Origin of the sequence: Methylosinus sp. Sm6 (assembly GCF_019802345.1) — a bacterium.
Lineage (GTDB): Bacteria > Pseudomonadota > Alphaproteobacteria > Rhizobiales > Beijerinckiaceae > Methylosinus.
On sequence record NZ_JAINDZ010000103.1, the window covers coordinates 1 to 1,784 of the forward strand.

The window sequence follows — 1,784 nt, forward strand, 5'->3', positions numbered from 1 at the left end:
TGGCTGCCGGCGCCGCTGATCGAGGCGCGCGCGCGGGCCGGCATTCCCGTGCTGCGGCTGGAGCGGCCGGAGAGCTTTTGCTATTGGCCGGCGCATCTGCGCGAGGCCGACATCGCCGAATGGTGCGAGCGCGAGCTGCTGCCGATCCTGCGCACGCTCGATTCCCAGCTCGGCCATTTCATCGGCGGCGACTATGGGCGCATCAAGGACCTTTCCGTCCTCTGGCCGCTGGTGATCTCGCGCACCACGCGCCGCGTCACGCCCTTCGTCGTCGAGATGCGGCGCATCCCCTTCGATCAGCAAAAGCAGATGCTACGCTACATCTGCGACCGCCTGCCGCGCTTCTCCGCCAGCAAGCACGACGCCACGGGCCTCGGCATGTCGATCGCCGAATATGCGGTCCAGCAATATGGGCTGGAGCGCACCGAGGCGGTGTCGCTCAACGTGCCCTGGTATCGCGACAATTCGCAGCCCCTTAAAACCGCTTTTGAAGACGATGCGATCGAGATCCCGGCGGATTCGGAAATCCACTCCGATCTGCGGCTCATCAAGACGAAGGGCGGCGTGCCCTTCGTGCCGCCGCTGAAATCCGGCGAGGACAAGAACCGCCACGGCGACGCGGCCGTCGCCTTGATGCTCGCCTATGCGGCGACGCGCGCGCTCGTCGCGCTCTACGACTACGAGAGCGCCAGCACGCTGCGCGAGTCGATGCGCGGCGAGGATCGGGCCGAAGCCGAGGACATGCAGCTCCCGCATGAAGGGCTCTATTGATGGTCGATGATTTCGCGCTGCGCCAGGCGCTGGAGGCCGAGCAGGATCGCATCGGCATGCACGGGCCGGCGCGCCTGCTCGGGCCCGATGGCCAGCCGATCCGCAAATCGCTCTCGCCCAGCGAGCGCCGCAAGCTGTCCGAGGAGGAGGCGCGCCCCGAGCTCGTCGGCGTGCGCACGCTGTGGGACCAATCCGTCGCCTCCGGCCTCACGCCGGAGCGGCTCGCGACGCTGCTGCGCGGCGCCGTGCGCGGCGATCATCGCCCCTATCTCGAGCTGGCCGAGGAGATGGAGGAGCGGGATCTCCATTACTTCTGTGTCCTCGGCACCAGACGACGCACGCTCGCCCAGATCGAGCTGGCGATCGACGAGGAATCGGCGGCGAAGACGGAGCGACGGATCGTCGATGCGGTGGAGGAGCTGATCGACGATTCGTCGCTGCCGGATGTGTTCGAGGATCTGCTCGACGGCCTGGGTAAGGGATACAGCGTCGTCGAAATCCTCTGGTATGAGCGCGAGGGCCTGTGGCGGCCCTACGAATATCTCTGGCGCGATCCGAAATATTTCACCTTCGACCACATCTCGCGCAGCGAAGTGAGGCTGCATGAGCTGGGCACGATCGACGGGCGGGAGCTGCCGCCGTTCAAATTCGTGGTTCACAAGCCCAAGCAGAAATCCGGCATTCCGATCCGCGGCGGCTTTGCGCGCTTTGCGGCGTGGGGCTTTTTGTTCAAGAACTTCTCGCTGAAGGATTGGGCCAGCTTCCTCGACATCTACGGCATGCCGATCCGCGTCGGCAAATATCATCCGAGCGCGACCGGCGAGGAACGCCGCAAGCTGCTGCAGGCGGTGATGAGCATCGCCTCCGATGCGGCGGCGATCATTCCGGAATCGATGCTGATCGAGTTCCTGGAGGCCAAGGGCGGCAGCAGCGGCACGACGCCCTTCGAGGGGCTGTCGCGGTTCATCGACGAGCAGTTCTCCAAGGCCATTCTCGGGCAGACGATGACCGTC

1 protein-coding gene and 1 pseudogene are annotated in these 1,784 nt (G+C 65.6%); both read left to right on the forward strand.

The genetic code is table 11. From position 1 onward, the window contains the following. Positions 1 to 771: pseudogene (locus tag K3F48_RS23630) on the forward strand (hypothetical protein); the annotation flags it as partial. Beyond that, the coding region (locus tag K3F48_RS23635; protein WP_222577886.1) for a DUF935 family protein at positions 771 to 1,784 on the forward strand (1,014 nt) is incomplete at its 3' end. The pseudogene K3F48_RS23630 and the gene K3F48_RS23635, both read left to right, overlap by 1 nt.